Source organism: Euryarchaeota archaeon, assembly GCA_016207515.1.
In the GTDB taxonomy this organism is placed as follows: domain Archaea; phylum Thermoplasmatota; class SW-10-69-26; order JACQPN01; family JACQPN01; genus JACQPN01.
In genome coordinates this window covers 21,276-38,421 of sequence record JACQPN010000022.1, presented here as the reverse complement: position 1 = coordinate 38,421, position 17,146 = coordinate 21,276, and the positions used below count along the sequence as shown (strand labels likewise).

Annotated in this window: 13 protein-coding genes; 6 read left to right on the top strand and 7 right to left on the bottom strand. The window is 60.1% G+C overall.

Annotation, left to right across the window (positions count from 1 at the left end):
* Nucleotides 1–31: 31 nt before the first annotated feature.
* The 3 genes from HY556_09600 to HY556_09590 form a co-directional block, all read right to left on the bottom strand.
* Nucleotides 32–1,243 carry an aminotransferase class I/II-fold pyridoxal phosphate-dependent enzyme gene (locus HY556_09600; protein ID MBI4394033.1) on the bottom strand — a complete coding sequence of 404 codons (1,212 nt, stop codon included), beginning with the start codon at nucleotides 1,241–1,243 and terminating at the stop codon, nucleotides 32–34.
* A gap of 203 nt (nucleotides 1,244–1,446) precedes the next feature.
* Entirely contained in the window at nucleotides 1,447–3,096 is a 1,650-nt protein-coding gene (locus tag HY556_09595; GenBank protein ID MBI4394032.1) for a TCP-1/cpn60 chaperonin family protein, read from the bottom strand.
* Between the two features lie 266 nt (nucleotides 3,097–3,362).
* Nucleotides 3,363–3,947 (bottom strand): hypothetical protein, encoded by a 585-nt coding sequence (locus HY556_09590; GenBank protein MBI4394031.1) that lies wholly within the window; start codon nucleotides 3,945–3,947, stop codon nucleotides 3,363–3,365.
* Between the two features lie 228 nt (nucleotides 3,948–4,175).
* Between HY556_09590 and HY556_09585 the strand changes: the two genes are divergently transcribed.
* Together HY556_09585 and HY556_09580 are read left to right on the top strand one after the other, a co-directional pair.
* The gene (locus tag HY556_09585) at nucleotides 4,176–5,411 is read left to right on the top strand and encodes a DDE-type integrase/transposase/recombinase (GenBank protein ID MBI4394030.1); all 1,236 of its coding nucleotides are present in this window, start codon (nucleotides 4,176–4,178) and stop codon (nucleotides 5,409–5,411) included.
* 225 nt (nucleotides 5,412–5,636) lie between these two features.
* Nucleotides 5,637–8,924 carry an N-6 DNA methylase gene (locus tag HY556_09580; protein MBI4394029.1) on the top strand — a complete coding sequence of 1,096 codons (3,288 nt, stop codon included), beginning with the start codon at nucleotides 5,637–5,639 and terminating at the stop codon, nucleotides 8,922–8,924.
* A 7-nt stretch (nucleotides 8,925–8,931) separates the two neighbouring features.
* On the opposite strand, the gene HY556_09575 is transcribed toward HY556_09580, so the two are convergent.
* The 4 genes from HY556_09575 to HY556_09560 all read right to left on the bottom strand — a co-directional run bounded on the left by HY556_09575 (nucleotide 8,932) and on the right by HY556_09560 (nucleotide 11,959).
* Nucleotides 8,932–9,423, bottom strand: coding sequence for a hypothetical protein (locus HY556_09575; protein MBI4394028.1), 492 nt, complete (start codon nucleotides 9,421–9,423; stop codon nucleotides 8,932–8,934).
* 125 nt (nucleotides 9,424–9,548) lie between these two features.
* Nucleotides 9,549–10,064, bottom strand: coding sequence for a hypothetical protein (locus HY556_09570; GenBank protein ID MBI4394027.1), 516 nt, complete (start codon nucleotides 10,062–10,064; stop codon nucleotides 9,549–9,551).
* 27 nt (nucleotides 10,065–10,091) lie between these two features.
* Nucleotides 10,092–11,411 (bottom strand): hypothetical protein, encoded by a 1,320-nt coding sequence (locus tag HY556_09565; protein ID MBI4394026.1) that lies wholly within the window; start codon nucleotides 11,409–11,411, stop codon nucleotides 10,092–10,094.
* Nucleotides 11,408–11,959 carry a winged helix-turn-helix transcriptional regulator gene (locus HY556_09560; protein MBI4394025.1) on the bottom strand — a complete coding sequence of 184 codons (552 nt, stop codon included), beginning with the start codon at nucleotides 11,957–11,959 and terminating at the stop codon, nucleotides 11,408–11,410. The genes HY556_09565 and HY556_09560 overlap by 4 nt, the downstream gene beginning before the upstream one ends.
* A 159-nt stretch (nucleotides 11,960–12,118) precedes the next feature.
* On the opposite strand from HY556_09560, the gene HY556_09555 reads away from it, so the two are divergent.
* From HY556_09555 to HY556_09540, 4 genes are all read left to right on the top strand, one after another.
* Nucleotides 12,119–12,688, top strand: coding sequence for a toll/interleukin-1 receptor domain-containing protein (locus HY556_09555; protein ID MBI4394024.1), 570 nt, complete (start codon nucleotides 12,119–12,121; stop codon nucleotides 12,686–12,688).
* Nucleotides 12,689–13,093: 405 nt separating this feature from the next.
* On the top strand, nucleotides 13,094–13,894 hold the full coding sequence (locus HY556_09550; protein MBI4394023.1) for a hypothetical protein: 801 nt from the start codon (nucleotides 13,094–13,096) through the stop codon (nucleotides 13,892–13,894).
* Nucleotides 13,895–13,896: 2 nt separating this feature from the next.
* Complete coding sequence (locus HY556_09545) at nucleotides 13,897–14,394, top strand: SET domain-containing protein-lysine N-methyltransferase (GenBank protein ID MBI4394022.1); 498 nt, start codon at nucleotides 13,897–13,899, stop codon at nucleotides 14,392–14,394.
* 127 nt (nucleotides 14,395–14,521) lie between these two features.
* The gene (locus tag HY556_09540; protein MBI4394021.1) at nucleotides 14,522–17,143 is read left to right on the top strand and encodes a S8 family serine peptidase; all 2,622 of its coding nucleotides are present in this window, start codon (nucleotides 14,522–14,524) and stop codon (nucleotides 17,141–17,143) included.
* The last annotated feature ends 3 nt before the right edge of the window (nucleotides 17,144–17,146 follow it).

The following is a 17,146-nucleotide window of genomic DNA, read 5'->3' as shown; positions in this document are numbered from 1 at the left end:
GATCCGGGCGGGGGCCCGTGCTGGCCTATGCTCACGCCTTGGCAAGGGCTTGTTCGAAATCCGCCACAAGATCCTCGGTTGCCTCTATCCCGCACGATACGCGGATGAGCGAATCGTTGATCCCGGCCCGCTGACGGTCCTCGGCCGAGACGGGCCCGTGCGTCATCGACGCCGGGTGTTGCACCAATGTCTCGACGCCGCCGAGGCTCACGGCAAGCGTCGCGACCTCCACCGATTCGGCGAAGCGCTTTCCCGCCTCGTAGCCGCCCTTGATCTCAAACGAGAGCATGCCACCGAACCCCGTCATCTGTTTTGCCGCAAGCGCGTGCTGGGGGTGCGATTTGAGGCCCGGGTAGTTCGTTTTCTGGACCTTCGGGTGGTTCGCGAGAAGTTCGGCGAGCCGGGCGGCGTTGCGGTTCTGGCGTTCAGCCCGGAGGTGCAACGTCTTCAGGCCGCGGCTGGCAAGCCACGCGTCGATGGGCCCCAGCGTCTGTCCAAGGATCTTGTAGTTCAACCAGGCCTTCTCGATGAATGACCGCTTACCGACGATGATGCCACCGGTCACGTCGCTGTGCCCGGAGATGCCTTTCGTCATCGAGTGGACGACGACGTCGACCCCGAATTCGAGGGGTCGCTGGTTGTACGGTGTGGCGAACGTGTTGTCGGCGATGACGATCGCCCCCGCCTTGTGGGCCACCCGGGCTACCTGTGCGATGTCCGTGATCTCCATCGTCGGGTTCGCGGGCGTCTCGATGTAGACGATCTTCGTCCCCGGCGTCAATGCCCTATCCACGTCTCCGGTTTTCGTCGGGTCGAAGAAAGTCGTCTCGACGCCGTATTGCTTGAGGAAAAAGGTCGTTTCGATATTGGCGGCCTTGAGGTGACCGGTGAACATCTCCATCGTGGCCGAGTACAGCGCTCTTTGGGCGGCGATCCGTTTTCCGCCGTCGAGCGCCGTGATCACGGCCGTTGAGATCGCGGCCATCCCCGAACCGACCGCAAGCGCCGTCTCGCCGCCCTCCAAAGAAGCGACCGTCTCTTCGAGCGTTTGGAGGTTGGGGTTTCCCCATCGCGTGTAGAATTGCTGCGGGTGGATCGCCTGCGCGAACCTTGCGCCCTGCTTGGCGTCGTCGAGGCGCCACGTGGTGGTCGGGAAAATGGCCTCGGCAAGAGGCGCGTGGCCTTTCCGCTGCGACCCGTGGACGGCCCTAGTGTCAAAGGAACGTTTTTTCTCAGCCGGCATGTCATCCAAAAACCAGACGGCGGCGGTTAAGGCTTGTGGCCCGTGGGGCGGTCGGTCGACTGGAGATGATCAAGGGCCTTGCGACCGTCGGAAGGGATGAAGAGAAAAAGAGGAGCAGGGGGGATGAAAATAAGAAGAGGAGAAAGGGGCGAAGAAGGGATAGGGGCGACGCCTTGCCGCCCCACTTGACGACGTTCGACCGCCTACTCGAAGTCGCCGCCGCCCATGCCGCCCGGCATCCCGCCTGGGCCGCCCGGTGGGCCGCCTGCGCCACCCGCGCCCTTCTTGGACGCGATGACGTCGTCGATGCGGAGGATCATCGTCGCGACCTCCGTTGCGCTCTGGATGGCCTGCGTCTTCACCCTGAGGGGGTCGACGATGTTCTCTTTCCTCATGTCGACGACCTTTCCCGTGAAGACGTTGAACCCGGCGTACTTGTTGCCCTTCTCGTGCGCTGAGCGAAGGTCGACGAGCGCGTTTATCGCATCGTGGCCGCCGTTCTCCGCGAGGGTGCGCGGGATGATCTCGAGCGCTTCGGCGAACGCTTCGATCGCGAGCTGCTCCCTGCCGCCCACGGTCGTCGCGTAGTCGCGTAGAAGCAAAGCCGTCTCCACTTCCGGTGCTCCGCCGCCCGGGACGATGTGCCCGTTCTCGATGGTCGTCGATACGACGCCCAACGAGTCGTGGAGCGTGCGCTCCATCTCGTCAATGACGTGGTCGGTGCCGCCGCGGATGAGGATGCTGACGCTCTTGGCGCCCGTGCAGCCGGTGACGAACGTCATCTCCTCGTCGGCGATCTTCCGTTCCTCGACTAGGGCGGCCTTCCCGAGGTCGTCCGCGCGCAGGTCGTCGAGTTTGTTCACGATGCGAGCACCCGTGGCGCGTTCGAGCTTCTCGAGGTCGCTCTTCTTGGCCCTGCGCACCGCGTAGATGCCTTCCTTTGCGAGGAAGTGCTGAGCGAGGTCATCGATGCCTTTCTGGCAGAAAACCACCGTGGCACCGCTCTTCTTGACTTTCTCGACCTGACCGCGGAGGTACCGTTCCTCCTCGTCGAGGAAGGCCTGGAGCTTCGTCGGGTCGCGGATCTCGATGTGCGCGTCGACCTCGGTCTTCTTGACCTCGAGGGCGACGTTGAGCAACGCTATCTTCGCGTTCTTGACGCTCGTCGGCATCCCGCCGTGGACGCGCTCCTTGTCGACGATGATGCCTTCGATGAGTTCGGTGTCGGTGACCGCGCCACCGTGCTTTTTCACGATCTGGATGTGGTCATTGTCGGCCGTCCACTTGCCGTTCTGCTTCTCGGCGATGGCCGTGACGGCGCGTACCGAGAGTTCCGCGAGATGCTCGCGGTCGAACGCGGCCGCCTTGCTGAACATCGACGTCGTCGCTACGCGCGTGAGTTCCTTCTCGTCCTCGGGGTCGACCTTGATCGCGTACTTGGTGAGGATCTCGACCGCCTTGTCGGCTGCCAGCCGGTACCCTTTCGTGATGAGCGTCGGGTGGACGTTCTCGACGAGGTACTCGGCGCGCTTCAGGAGCTCGCCCGCGAGGACAACGGCCGTCGTGGTCCCGTCGCCGCACTCCTCGTCCTGGGTCTTCGAGATCTCGATGAGCATCTTCGCGGCCGGGTGCTCCACGTCGATCTCCTTGAGTATGGTCGCGCCGTCGTTGGTGATGACGACGTCGCCCATCGAGTCGACGAGCATCTTGTCCATGCCCCTGGGGCCAAGCGTGGTGCGCACCGCGTCGGCGATCGCTCGCGCGGCCATGATGTTGTTCGCCTGCGCGCCCTTGCCCTTTTCGCGGTTTGTGCCTTCCTTCAGGATGATTATCGGTTGGTTCGAGCCCATCATTGAGATACCACCTTTCTTGAGGTTGGGTGGACCATGTAAAGGGAAACTTCTATATGAACGTTAGGTGGGCTTGGCATTGTTCAGGGGGTGGTTGGTTGAACCCTGATCAGGCCCTTTGGGCGCCCCTGTTCACTCTTGGTTGGTCCGCGGTGTGGCTTGAGCTTCTTTTCGTCGTGGGTGTGCGGGTGGGCATTGTCCACGTCACAAGCAGGCGAATGCTCTACATTTCAGCAGGAATCTTGCTCTGCGCCTTGCTGATTCTTCTATTATCTTGGCAGAAGCGTGCCTAAGAAAACTGCCCCTGACAAGCCGCCCAGCCACAATGCGTTCCTGGCTCCCTTTCCGTGCTTTGGTCGGCCCAGGTCGTCCAGTTGCATGACGTAATAGTTCGCGGCCACGAGAGTCAAAAGAAGCCACGCCAAGGCGAGTTTGTGGCCTCGCAGCATGGCAAAGATGGTTCCGAATTCATAATATTCGACAGCCGCAATGGCAATTCCCACGCCCCATACGATGAGCGCGTAAAACCAATCGGGCAGGTACGGCCTGCGCCCGTTCGTTTTGAGTTGAACGCGGCCGCCGGTAATCGTGACCGTCTGCCGAATGACTGCTTGGGCGATGCACGAGTCCAAGAAGAAAATACATAGCCACGCGAGTGCTGAAAATATGAACCCAAGCGTCGTCGTGAAGGCCACATCCAGTAGGCGCCCGGCTTCGGCAAGCACCCCATTGATGGCCGCAACTATTTCTGTTTGATATATGGCGACCGCGAAAACAAGAATGGCAAGGGCGACGGCGACCAACACCAACTTTTTCTGATCCTCGTCGAGCCGCTCCCAAAGTCGCATGGCCATTCAGACGTCAGAAGTCAGGGCGGTACTAAGAAGTTGACGAATGAGTTCCGGGACCGTTCCCAGCTTGCGTGCCCGGCGCATTCTTTCGAGTGCAGTGTACATCTCAGGAGTCATAGCGACCATCACCTTTTTCATCGCCATCCAACCACCTCGAAACGGGGTAGCCACCGGAATCTATAAGAAGCCGTCGATGTATTCCTATAGATTGCGATAGATATGCAGGCTATCGTGGACGCCCGACAACAGCGAGGCGCGGCCATCGTCGCGAAGGCCGCGGACTCGATTCACCGGGTGCACATGTACGAGTACCGGATCCCGAGTGCACGGGAGCCAGGGTTGCGGTACCGGGTCAAGGTTCCAGGTGGTGGCGGCGGGAAGAGAAAGCATTGGCGATGCACTTGCGCGGACTTTCGCGACACGACTATTCCGTGCAAGCACATCTGGGCCGTACGGATCCTTCTTTCCGTAATCACTGAGGAACCACCGATTGTCCCGGAGCCTGTTGAAGTCATCGCCGAAGAACCGGAAATGAGCCCAAGGATCGTATGCAAATATTGCCAGGGGGAAGACTTGACCAAGTACGGCCGATGCGGCCGCCGCCAAGCTTACTGGTGCAAGAAGTGCAAGCGGAAGTTTGTGCAGGACGACGGCTTCAAACGCCTCAAGGGCGATGCAAAGGTGATTTGCCTTGTGCTCGACCTGTACTTCAAAGGCGTAAGCCTCAGAGGAATTGCCGACACTCTTGAGCAGTTTTTCGGCGTTAAGGTCGGGCACGTGACCGTCTACAATTGGCTGTCGCGCTATGTGCGACTCCTCAATGACTACGCGGAGGACCTTCGGCCTAAGGTCGGCACGACCCGATGGCACGCGGACGAGATGAAAGTCAAGTACGCCGGCGAATGGAAATGGCTCTGGCACGTCGTGGATCGAAAAACGCGATTCATCTTGGTAAGCAGGATCTCTGAGGGCCGCGAGACCTCCGACGCCACCATGGTCTTCGCGTTGGCCAAACGGCAAGCGGCTGGCGAAATGCCATCCACGATTGTGACCGACGGATTGCCGGCCTACCTTGACGCGGCCAAGCGCGTCTTCGGCACGGGCAAGAAACGAGAACGTCGGCACCTTCGCGAAATTCACATTACGGACCATGCGCGGAACAACAACATGGTGGAACGCGTCAACAATACGGTGAGAGGGAGGCAGCGCGCGGCCAGAACGCTCCAAAGTCCCGGAGGACCGCTCACCGCCGGTCAAGCCGTGTGGCTGAATTTCGTGAGACCGCATCAGGCGTTGGCCGGCCAAACACCGGCGGAGGCCGCCGGCCTAATCTCCCGAAGCGGCTGGAAGAATCGATGGGGTGCCCTTATGCGAGAGGCCTTGCGGCCAGAAAAGTCGGCTCCGACTCCGGCGATGGCCGAAGACTTTGGGTGGCCAGCGGTCACGCGTCAAACGCGATTGGACTGACTGGAACCGGACCATGCGCTACTTGCGGCGCAACATCTTCATACACAAGGGGGCAAGCTGCTACCATCGGGTGCGCACCTTCGTCGCCATACGCCGTCGTTCGGCCGTGTCCGGAATGCGCGGCGGAGTTCCTGAAAACCGCTGCGCGGCCGGCGACCGAACCGCATCGTCTTAAGAACCGAACGCCACTTCCCGTCGCGTCGTCAAGAGGCAAGGCCCGGGCGCATGAAAATGGAACGATACCCACTCTTCCGCAAGGAACTCCTTTCCGCATATCTCGCCCAGTTCCCAAAGTCGCTTCCTGGAGGCAACGACCCCGTCGTGCAGCGCCTTTCTTCCTGGACATCGATGATCGCCAGTGGAGCCGATCTCAACGAAAGTAATTTGGAGCAGGCCTTCAACCAACTGTTCTTCGTGGACATCCTTGGCTATGCTCAGCCCCCGGGCAAACAGAATCGATTCCAGATCCTACCGAAAACCAAAGCCACCGGCGCCGACATGTTTCCGGACTTCCTCTTGGGGCAATTTCAGATTGACGCCGACGGGTCCGTGAAAGATGACATCCGCCTTGCCGTTGGTGAATTGAAAGGGCCTTCCGTTGATCTTGATAAAGTCGATCCTGGGAGGCTCAAGAGCCCCGTCGAACAGGCGTTCGAATACGCGGTCCGAAACGGACTCCACGTAAAGTGGGTCCTCGTCTCCAACATGAAAGAAGTGCGCGTCTACCACCACAGCGCCATAGATCACTTCGAACGCTGGTGGATTCCCGACTTCGTCGCGAACGGCACTCTGACCGACCATTTTTGGCAAATGTACTACCTTCTCCACCGCGACCATCTCATCGGGTACCCAGAGCCTTCCCAGCTCGAGAACCTGCTCCAAAACAGCCTTTCTGCCCGGCTACGTCTGACCGACGAGTTCTACGCCTATTACCGGCAGATCGTTAGGGATTCCTATTCCGCGCTCTCGCGGGCTAAACCGGAATTGGCGCACACCGAACAAGGCCGTATTGACCTCGTCAAAGCGAGCCAGCAGTTGATCCACAGGGGGCTCATGACCTGCTTCTTCTCGGACCACCCGGCGGAACTGCTGCCCCACGGACTCCTCGGCAGAGTCATTGAATCAGCAGCCTCGCGCCCAAGTGTTTCGAGTGACAGAATCTACGAGGATGTCAAGGATCTCTTCCGGGCCATCGACGTCGGGACGGCGGCGACGTCAGCCACCCGAGTGTATGGATATAACGGCGGACTGTTCCAAGCTCACGCCATCCTCGATGGCGTTCGAATTCCAGACGGCCTCTTCCTCAAGGACTATAAGGTGGGGGATGAAAAAGTACATGGTATATTTGGTTTCAGAAAATTCGATTTCTACACGGACTTCAACGAGCACCTTCTGGGACGAATCTTCGAGGAAAGCGTCGGCGACTTGGAAGCAGTACACAAGTCCTCAACGACCGCCGCGACTGTCGAAGCGGCGCTGACAAGGGAAAAATTCGGCCTTTATTACACCAGGGAAGGCCTTACGAATTTCCTCGCGCAAAAAGCGTTTGAGACGATTTTTACCGATCTTGCCTCTGAGACTATGAGGGCGGTATGGGGAACTCAAGCCCCCGCACAGCCGACGAAGACGCAACAAGAGGCGTTTTTCCGGTCATACCTCCAACGAATACTTGCAATCCGCGTGGCGGACATTTCCTGCGGGTCTGGGGCGTTCCTGGTTTCAAGCTATCGAACCATTCTGCGAGAAATCAACCGGGTTGTCGCGAAGCTTGACAGCCTCCGCGGCGGGCAAGTGACTCTCGCTGACTATCATGGAATTGAGGCAGACGCATTGCGCGCGTGCATCCACGGAAACGACATTCTCCCTGAAAGCGTTGAGGTCGCAAAACTTTCTCTGTGGCTCGGCTCTGCCCGCAAAAACACGCGCCTTGAAGGATTGGAGAAGAATTTCTTGGCTCGAGATGCATTGGCCGACATTCTCCAATTCCCCGGGATCCCGAAAGCGACCGACGGATTCCCGAAGTTCGACTTGGTCATTGGTAACCCGCCATGGGGGGCCGAGGTACGTCCCGAGTCGCGAAGCTATGTCAAGTCCATCTACCCCACCATCGACGCCGAGGCACTGGATTCGTACGAGCTCTTCATTCTCACGGCTTTGAAGTACCTGCGTCCCGGCGGCGTACTCGCCTACGTCCTACCACATACGCTCCTACTCCGTGAGCATACTGCCGTTAGGAAATACCTCCTCGAAAACACGACCATCAATAGGTATCACAATCTTGGTGCGGATTGGTTCGGGCCAGCGATCCGATTTAACACTACCGTACTGCAAGCCTCGTTGGAACAACCGAACGACACTTCGGGTTTTCGGAGCATGGTCCTCGTAGAAGAGGATCGTCGAAGGGCCGTCAGAGGCGAAACCAACCTCGCTCTAATGGAAGAATCCTACGCGTTTGCCGTACCACAATCTCGATGTCGCGCCACAGGCGAAGTGGAGCTATTCCGGTACGTAGACGATGACGCCATTATGGCGAAAATGGAGGGAGAGTCCCTGCCCCTTGGCGCGGTTTGCGATTCGGGCCGCGGCGTGGAACTCGGGAAGGATGGCCATGTGATTCGCTGCCCGAACTGCGCAAAATGGGATGCTCCACCCGGGCAAGAGCGTGGCGGGAAATTCAAGGAGAAAAAATGCAAACATTGCGACCACAAGTACGTGATGACCCAGGCACTTGCTCAAGATCACCTCATCCACGAACCCGCGCTTTCTGGAGACCAGCCGTTCGTGGATGGCGACTCTTTCAAGGGCCGCTATAGGCCACTGGCCTATCGAGGAATCACGCTTGGTTTCGAGGGGATCGCGTACAAGCCGCCCGAACTCTATGATGGGGAGAAGGTGCTCATTCGCCAGGCGGGTGTTGGTCTCACGGTTGCGTTGGATGGCACGGGCGCGTACTGTCCACAGAGCGTGTACGTCTACCGCTTCCGTCGGACGAGCGACGAGGTGACGCGCGCCATTACAAGGGACCGGCCCCCCGGAGCGTGGATGGATCCCACCAAATTGCCTGCCGACGCGCCAAAAGACCTCGATCACCGGTTCCTTCTTGCGCTCCTGAATTCGCGCACGTTCCAATATTACGTTTTCAAACGCTTCGGTGAATTGGACGCCGCCCAGGCATTCGCAAAGCTCACTCATGACAAGATACGGAGCCTCCCGATTCCACTCCGTCCGCTTCATACGGCGGCCGGGCGGAAAGCATACGCTCAGATACTTGAGAATGTGGATAAGATCATGGCTACCCATCGTCTCGCTGACGACTATGCCATCGAGCGGGCAATCCAGTCGCTCTTTGGGCTCAATCCCCAAGACAAGGCACATATCCAGGGCCAGTTGGGCCTCGTTGGATACCATCAAGCGATGCAAGATTTGTTCCCGATTGAGCGACCTCGGCCGCCAGAGAGAAAGACGGCAATTATTGTGTCCGCGGTCGGTAGCGATTCTGGCGCGGCCGAATAAGCAAAATCTACCCAACGCGAAGTCGTGGTTTCTCCAACTCTGGAGGCATCGAAGGCCCCGTGAGATCCAAACGAAGAATTCCCTTTTGTTTGGCGCGGTGCAGATACCCAAGGGTTTGATCCATGTCGCTAACAGTGGCCTGCATGATTCCGTCAAGCGGCCCCGTCGGTTTGAAGGGGGGGAAGTTCTGGAGAATCATTTTGCAGTCTTCGTATAGGTCAAGCATGGCCCAGAATGGTTCGAGATCGCCATCCGTCGATACTTCAAGCAACCTAAAACGGTGGTCAAGGATTGCTTGCACCTTCGATGCGACTCCCGTATCCTCGTCTTTCGCCAATCCATTTAGGCGAGTCCTCTTGAAATGCGTTACCTCGTATGTCCACTCTGCCTCACCCGGGAGAAAGAGATCACTGTCTGGGACTTTCGTCAGTTTGTCCGGCTGTGTTCTCATCGAATAGAATTCATAGGTTCGGTGGACGCCAGGAAGTTGCTTGGCCACGCGTTGTTACTTCCGTCTCCCGACTTAACCCTGTTGCCGCCGGCAGGTTCGTATGCAAAGGAGGACTTGCACCGCTAACCGCGTGGGGCCGCGGGCCGCGCACTGAAACGAGCCGGCGCTCCAGCCTACACGATGCGGGCACGTTTGAAGAATCGCCGCGCCCGCCAATCTTGAACCTGTTGGGCAAACCAGTTCTTCCTCCGCCTCCAGCCGCCGTCGTGGATGATTTCGTAACTGTGCGTTAGATTCACGCCGACGGCTACAAGGTTAATAGTCATATTGTATGGTTTCCCGCGCGGCGGCAGCGGCAGATGCCTAACCGCGTACTGGTATTGTTCTACAACCACGGGGGTCGGTCCCGGTCCATTCTCAAGTAGAACCGGCCGCCGGATGAATCCGCTCGCCTTGTCCGTTGGTTCAATCGTGCCCCTGATGGTGTAGAGTTGCAGCGGGGGTTTGCCCAGGGGAATGCTCACGACGGCCCGAACGATCCACGAACCGTCCGGTTCTGGCAAGATGGAGACTTGAAGCAGCGGGCGTGTCCGATTCAGGAAACGCCAACTACGTCCCATCAAATCCTGTCCGAAGACTACACCGACCACGGTAATGACGGCAGCCGCCACCGTCAAGGCTTCGAACAAAGTAACGGCCACCGGCGCTCACCGAGCCTACGCGGCCCAAGGGGCAATCCGATCGTCATTGGACTTCCCAATGTGAGATCGTCCCGGCGCGACGTTGCCCTTCCGCAGCTCTTGTTCCCGTAGCTGGTTGATTTTTTCCGCGACCGCTGTGTTGTGTGGCCGCGAAAACCCGATTCGCCACTTGGGGGGCGTCGTGTTACGGAGCGACATTGGGACCACGCTATTGAACAAACCCGTATCTTCGAGCGTCCAGTTCCTGGATTCAACATAGGCTCGGTCACAGAGGTTGTACTTCCAAAGCTCGATTATCTTGCCGTATTGAAGTTCCTTCTCGCCCGGGCCTCCACCGTCACCGTAGACGCGGCCGGGCGTCATTCCGCTATGGTAGGAAGTGAACGACACTCCAAGGTCGAGAAGGGCCGGACCCACGGCGCCGGCGTCGCTCACCCAGGTTAGGACGTTTGCATTTGTCGCGATCCGCGCCACCTCTCGAACAAACTCCTTTACTGCTGCCGGGCGCCCTTGGCGGGAGGCGAGTCCCATGTCGAAAAGATGGAGGTGAACGCCCCAATAGGGATTATCTCCTGAGGCAAGAGCCATATCGAGATAGCGCAGGGTCTTTTCCAGGAGCACCTTGTTTCGGAAGGCGGTAGGGTGCACGGGCAGGGCGTACAGGAGGCCGATTTGACGCTGGCGAAGGTACGCCTCTATGAGGGTCGGCGCGCCTCCCGCGTCTTGTGTGACCATTTCGCGCCAGTAGTTGGCCGCGGCAAGATTGACGGCGTACTGGCCATCTGGGCTCGTAGCCAGATCGCCTTGCACAACCGGCACTGGGGGGGCAAGGAGACTTGCGCCCATCGCATCGACGAAGGCCCGGAGTTCTTGTAACCAGGGGACGTACAGTCCCGTGTCGGCCACGGCAGCCCAAAAATTTGCGTCGGGATGGCCCGCTCGTAGAGCACTGATCTGCCGACCAACCGGGCCGCTGGTTGTTAGCGCCTTGATGCCCGCGGGATACACCTCGGTGAGGGCGTCGGGGGGAACGTATCCAATCGCCGGGCGTCCACGGATCAGATCGCTCGGGTTGAGCCAATCCGCGTGTGTCGGAGCCTGGACGGCGAGCCTCTGGAGGGCTCTTCGGATCAAGGGCCAGTGCAGCAGGTTGATCTCAATGGGGACGGTCGGGTCGAGGAAGGAGGCCCGAACGAGGCCGTCTGGCTCTTCGCTCTTGCGAAACATCGGGGCCATCTTTCCGATTTCGACGGGGGGGTGGCGCGCACCGACCCGGGCGCTGCCGACGAGACTTTCTCCGACGACTTCCTTGACTTCGAGGGTTCTTATCATCATTGTTTCACCTTCAAGCGCTCATGGGACTCGTATCGTGTTTTCATCTCGTTGAGACCGTCAATGAGTTGGTCGAGTGCTTCGTATTCGACGAAGATCGCGCCCTCCACACGCTCCCCATGCAGGAGCGAGAACGACCGCTCTTGGACTTGGACAAGTGGTCCTGTCCGAGATTCTTGCACCGATATTCGATAGGGCTTGCCGCGGATTTCCTTGAAAAGTTCAAGGTACGGGTGAATGAGACGACCATTCGGGTACCACACCTGTGAGCGTCCGCGGCTGTGAGTGCGTGAGTACACTTCACGCTCTCGTTCAAGTTCGCGCAGTACTTTCAGCACAGTATTGGAAGCAATGCCGAGCGCGTCGGCAATGTCGGATGCCGAGACACCGTCAGGGTGCCCTTTGACGAGATTAAGAATCAACTGAATCCTTTCACTGGAGTCCTCCTGAAAACCGGGTGTTTTCTCGGCTGTTTGAGGCTTCGAAAATCCACCTTGGCGCGGCAAGAAGTCGTGTGGAGATAATGAATCAAATCGAACCAACGCAATCACCTACTCGCGCAATAGTAGCTCATCATGTATAAACTTATTGTAATAGGTGCCCTGAAAGTATCATTTCACCGCCAACCGGTGAGCAGATGGTAACTGTTTGGGATGTGCCTCACCGCGTAGGAACAGCTCGGAAGGGGGTTTCGAATCGATGGCGAATGCGTGCAGAGAGGGGCGCGTTGCCGCGCGAGGGGCATCGGCTTTATTAGGTTAGGCCTCCGAGGAATAACCGATAACATGGTGAACGTGTTTCTCTCGCATAAGCAGGACGAATCGAATGCCGACCTCGTACACGCGCTGTATGCTTCGCTCGAAGGCCTCGGGCTTCGCGTGTTCGTGGCCGAATACTTCCGTCAACCCGGAACGCCGGTTACGGTAAAGGTCCAGGAGGAATTGGACCGGAGCGACGTTTTCATCGCGCTCTTGACAAAGGAAGGAACGGATTCCGCGGCCGTTAATCAGGAGGTTGGGTATGCCGTCAAGGCAGGGAAGCTCGTTGTCCCCTTGATCGAGAACGGCACGAAACCTACGATGTTCCTATACGGATTGGAGGGTATTCACTTTGACCGCTTCAATCCCCAGCCCATGATTAACGACGCGGCGAATTTCGTCAAGCGAATCGCGGACGACCGTAAGAGGCTGGCTATCGTGGCGCTGTTGATCGGCGTGGTTTTGGTCGCCCTGTTCGCCCTCGCAATGGGCGCGTCCAGGAAGGGGAAGGTAACGAAATAGCCCGCTGCGTGGATGTGGCCCGCCGGCCAACGGGTGACCAAACGACGGGCCGCGCGGCCTGTAAGGCCCCCGTTGAATCTCATGCGGAGATGGCAACACGGCCTGCAATCGGCTTGCGGAAGCGCGGGCGCACGGTGGATGACAGCAACCCCTTTTCGCAACAAACCTTAACATGTAAGGCTGCGGGGCGCGACGGACGCGGCGTCCGCGGCGGCGTCCAACCAGGAATGAACAACACTTGAGGTGATATTTCACCAACTCGATATTAAACAATGCCGGTGGGCTTGAAGGGTCTTGCCGATGGCGCGTTTGATTCTCCTGCGAAAGACGATGTGCAGGTTCGAGCGGTCGTCGATGTTCCAGGCACACGCCCCCTTTTTGGGGGCATGACCGTTGTCGCGACGAATGGCAGGCCGGGTAGCGACATCGACCATCCTCGCGGGACTCGTGATCATCGGCGCGGGTGCCGCCGTGTATGTGGCGGGCCAGTACGGGATCGCGCTTCTTCCGTGCGACGTGAAAGACCCGGGCCTCGTGAAGGTCATGCCGGAGGAGAGGTCCGCCTTCGGAAAGGGCGCCAACTTCCGCGTCGACAACGCCTCCGACTGTGCCCTGAACGGGCAGGCGCACTTCCTCGTCGTGAGTAGAGACGGCGTCGAACTCGCGGCCGGCGGTTCGGAAAGCGTCCCGGTCAAGGCGCCTGCCGCGGGTAGGGCCAACGCCGTCATGAGTTGGAGCGTGGTGGCAGGCGACTACGAGGTAGCTTACAGGAACGTCTCCTTCGGTGTCCGCGTCCTCTTCGGGCCCGTCGAAGAGGTCGTCACGGTCAACTATCTAGGGGCCCCCGACCCCGCCTCCACGTTGTTCCTTGAAAAGACGCGCGTATCGGCCGGGGAGGACGTGCGCGTCTCGTCGCGTAGCGCCCTTGCCTACGATTGGCGTGGGAACTTCAGCCTTCTCGTCCACAAATGCCCCTTCGAGACGACGTGCAACTACTCCGAGGAGAACCTGGTGTACTTCTCCGAGTACATCCCAGTGGATAACGGGGAGTGGGGCGATTTCACGGCCATCTGGGACCAGACGGCGACCGATGGGACACGCGTCGAGCCCGGGATCTATCACCTGTTCATCGTCATCGATTGGCGGCCCGGCGACGAGTCGGAGGAAAGGAAGGCCACGGTCGTTTTCGGGATGAGTGTCGAGTAGCGATGCCGGCGAAGACGAAGAACCGCGCTAGTGCGAGTGTCCGCCTCGTGAGATCCGGCATCCACGGGCGAGGCCTCGTGGCCGGGAGGCCGATCGGCAAAGGGGAACGAGTGATCGAGTACGTGGGCGAGAGGGTCACGAAGGCTGAGGGCGCTCGCCGGCAGGAAGAACAGGCCAAAAGGCGCCGGCACTACATTTTCGAACTCAACGCCCGGCATGACATCGACGGGTCGGTGCGCCGGAACATCGCCCGCTTCGCCAACCACAGCTGCGACCCGAACTGCGAAAGCGACGTGATCCGCGGCCACATCTGGATAATCGCGCTGCAAGACATTGCGCGCGGTGAAGAGATCACGTACGACTACAACTTCGACTTCGACGACGAACCCGTGCGCTGCCGCTGCGGCGCGAAGAAGTGTCGAGGGTTCATCGTCGGCGAAGACGACCAGGGCCTGCTTCGACGATGGATGGCACGACGCCAGAGGCCACCGACGCGATAAGTCAAGTCGCGCGTCGCGGGGACCGCGCTGACCGTATCGCCATGTGATGGCGGCTTTGCACCGGAGAAAGGCTTATCGTGACCTATCCCGTGGTGTGTCCAAGTCCTTTCAAGAGGAGGCTGGACTGATGTGTGAACCAAGACGTGCGAACCCGACAGCTCTCGTTGTGGCGACTCTCCTGATCCTTCCGGCGCTCGCGGTTACCCCCGCCGCGGCCGACTACCCGGTCGTTTGCGACCTCCTGCTAACGCACGCCGGAACTCTTGCGACTGGCGGCGAAGTGCAACTCGCGGGCGAGAACTTTTTCGTCGACGCGATCCCCGCCTCGTGCGGCGGGGCTCCTTTCACGGCGCGTGGGGAGCACCCGGGCGACGACATCGACGTGACTTACAAGGATGGATCGGCCACGCTGCGCTCCTATGCAAGCCTCGCGGGGGAGGCCGGCGTGATTCCGGTTGGGACGACGACCGCGGAGATAACTTTCTACTCGGGGGCCCCCGGCACCATCTCGCTTCGGGCCCGGATGGTCGACGCCCCGGTGCGCACGGGAGACGTAACGCTCTACCTTCGAAGCGGGCCCACAGGCCTTGGTCCCGTGGACATGGACCTCGACGGCGACGTCTTGAGCGAGGCGGCTCCCACGAAGCCGACGCCAAGTGTTGCGCACGACTCTTTCGCCGCCGACGGGACACCCCCTTCGAGCGAATACGACGCTGATTGGCGTTGGACGCCCGACGGCGGGTTCGACCTCTCGACCGCGCCGGTGTCCTTGACGTTCTGGTTCACCGCGGCGGGAAGTAGTGCCGCGAGCGGGGCGACGATGCAATTCTATCTCTACGTTGACGGCGTCGAGGCCCGAGCGTTAACGGCGCGTGGGCCCGCCATCACTCCTAGCGGGATCGTCCTCCAGACGGTGGATCTCGGCGACCTCACCGCCGAGGGAAACGAACTCGTGATCCGCATCGACGCGGGGTTCGCGGATTCGGCTGGAGTGCATGGGATACTGTACGACTCGACGGGATTCCCCTCCGCCCTGACGATCGGCCCGAGCGTCATCGACACGACGCCGCCCGGGCAAGTGACCGGCCTTCTCGCCACCGCCCGTGACGATCACAGCATCGGCCTCGTGTGGACCGCGGCGTCCGACGACTTGGGTGTCGCCGGGTACAACGTCTACCGGGGAACCGCGCCCGAGGCGCTGTCGCAAATCGGCATCGCAACACCGACCGCGTTCATCGACACGGGACTCGATGCCTTGACCACCTACTATTACGCCGTGTCCGCGTTCGACGCCGGCGGCAACGAGGGCGTCCTATCGGCACAAGCGTCCAACACGACCCTCTCCGGCCCCACCCCGGTGGAACCGCGGCCCGTGACCGTCGTCGCCGTGGTGGATGATGGTTTCTCGCCCTACCACTACGATTTCGTGGGGCACCAGCACCCTTGGAACCTCGACTCGGATGCGACGAACGATTTTGATTTCACGACCGACCCTTCGACGTACATCGCAGGCTACCCGGGCGCGAAGGCGATCGACATATCGATCCCGCAGACGGCTGACACCAATGTTGCGTCGCTTCTCGCGGCCGATGCGGCGGCGTGGGCGGAGTTCGAGGTGTCGACGGGGTCGGGAACGGGCGTCAAACTCCATTGGCTCCCCGGAACCAAGATCATCGGCGCCGTGCGCTACGGCGCGAGTTTTGCGGGGACGAACAGCAACCACGGGACACGTAGCGCGGCGAGCGCCGTCGGCAACATCCACGGGACCTGCCCCGAATGCCTCGTCGTCCTCGTACAGGGCCTTGGCAACAACGGTGTCACGTGGGCCGCGAGCCAACCATGGATCGACGTGATCTCCAACAGTTGGGAATCGTGCGCGGTGTCTTGCACCGTCCGAAACGGTCTTGCAACGGGCCCGGCGCCCGCAACGTGGCGGACTGCGAGCGAAGCAGGCAAGTTCGTGGTGTTCGCGGCCGGCAATGGATTGGAGAACGCTTTCATCACTCCGCAATTCGGTTACCTCAACAGCCAGAAGGGGACGGATTGGATCGTGAAAGTGGGCGCGGTCGACCCGGGCGCAAAGCAGTCGTACAGCGGCTCGACCAAACCGGTCGACGTGAGTAGCATCGGCAGTTCTTATCCGAGTACCGGCGGCACCACGGCGACGGGCATGGGCACGCACAGCGGGACGAGCAATGCCGCCCCGGTGACGGCAGGCATGATAGCCCAGGTGCTCCAGGAAGCCCGGGAACTCCTGGAGGACACTACACCGGGCCCCGAGGGGGCTGGAGTGATCGCATCCGGAGCACCGGTCGCGTGCGGAAGCGCGGCCACAGCGTGCGCACTCGGGGACGGCGTCCTCACACGCTCGGAGCTACGAGACCTGGTCTATCACAACGTCGTCCCGGACACCGGCCTTACCGTGGGAAGCACCACTTGGCCCAACTCCCCGTACAACCACATGTACCAGGGGCACGGCGTGGTCTTCGGCCTCATCGATGGTGTAGGCCCCTACCGGGCTCAACTAGAACAGATGGTGAACGCGGCCACGGGCACGAATGCGACCCTTCCGCGTCCCGCAGGCGAGGCCAAGTGGTTCGTGATCGATTCGAAGTGCAGGCAGCACCTGACGGGAAGCTGGAACGGCGGCTATTGGCAAGGCAGCGACCCGGCGTTCAATCCGACCGTCGACCATCTCACGATGGCGTGGAACGCGTGGTGCTCGAACCTGCCGGTGGGCTGGATCTAGGGC

Coding starts and splice junctions, on each gene's coding strand:
- HY556_09600 (MBI4394033.1), bottom strand. CDS start 1,243: ATGCCGGCTGAGAAAAAACGTTCCTTTGACACTAGGGCCGTCCACGGG.
- HY556_09595 (MBI4394032.1), bottom strand. CDS start 3,096: ATGATGGGCTCGAACCAACCGATAATCATCCTGAAGGAAGGCACAAAC.
- HY556_09590 (MBI4394031.1), bottom strand. CDS start 3,947: ATGGCCATGCGACTTTGGGAGCGGCTCGACGAGGATCAGAAAAAGTTG.
- HY556_09580 (MBI4394029.1), top strand. CDS start 5,637: ATGAAAATGGAACGATACCCACTCTTCCGCAAGGAACTCCTTTCCGCA.
- HY556_09565 (MBI4394026.1), bottom strand. CDS start 11,411: ATGATGATAAGAACCCTCGAAGTCAAGGAAGTCGTCGGAGAAAGTCTC.
- HY556_09550 (MBI4394023.1), top strand. CDS start 13,094: ATGGCAGGCCGGGTAGCGACATCGACCATCCTCGCGGGACTCGTGATC.
- HY556_09545 (MBI4394022.1), top strand. CDS start 13,897: ATGCCGGCGAAGACGAAGAACCGCGCTAGTGCGAGTGTCCGCCTCGTG.
- HY556_09540 (MBI4394021.1), top strand. CDS start 14,522: ATGTGTGAACCAAGACGTGCGAACCCGACAGCTCTCGTTGTGGCGACT.